Consider the following 650-nt stretch of genomic DNA (forward strand, 5'->3'; position numbering starts at 1 on the left):
CGTCACTTCGCTACATTCAGGGTTACCCGCAGCATATCGTGCAGCAAGTGGCCCAATTGATTGAGTCGCAACGTTTAATTCCTTGGTTTGATAAACGCTACCCAGCACGTCACGACATTCGCAGTGAAAAAGCGTTGTTTGACTACGCGATGCAGATCAAAAACCAGTTTATGAAGAAAACGGGCCCCATCAGTAAAGTGGTGTACGACGGAAAAATTCATCTGATTAACAATGCGCTCGGCTTGCACAGTGTCGTGTCTCGCAACCACGGCGGAAAACTAAAATCGAAAAATGAGATTCGCATTGCCAACGTATTTAAAGAGGCGCCGGAGCCTTTGCTGCGCATGTTGGTTGTGCACGAACTGGCGCACATTAAAGAGAAAGAGCATGATAAAGCTTTTACTCTCTTTGCTGCTACATGGAGCCGGACTATCACCAACTGGAGCTGGATGCTCGTCTGTTTATGATTTACCTCGATTTAAAAGCTCAGGAAGCAAAAAATAATGACAGAACAAACGAAAATCAGCCAAACCATTAGAGCCTGCGAAACGAGCCCCAAAACCGCGCACGAAAAAAAGTCGTGATCTCAATATGTCTGAATCGAGTTGTGATTTGTCAAAGTCACGTCGTGCTGGCTGCATTGCGCGCAA

At 46.2% G+C, this 650-nt stretch carries 1 protein-coding gene and 1 pseudogene; one reads left to right on the forward strand and one right to left on the reverse strand.

Annotation, left to right across the window (positions count from 1 at the left end; all coding sequences use genetic code 11):
* Positions 1-538: pseudogene (locus CIK04_RS29160) on the forward strand (YgjP-like metallopeptidase domain-containing protein); the annotation flags it as partial.
* On the opposite strand, the gene CIK04_RS34790 reads toward CIK04_RS29160, so the two are convergent.
* The coding region (locus tag CIK04_RS34790; protein ID WP_325205987.1) for a hypothetical protein at positions 462-650 on the reverse strand (189 nt) is incomplete at its 5' end. The pseudogene CIK04_RS29160 and the gene CIK04_RS34790 overlap by 77 nt on opposite strands.

Source organism: Vibrio sp. 03_296 (assembly GCF_002265885.1).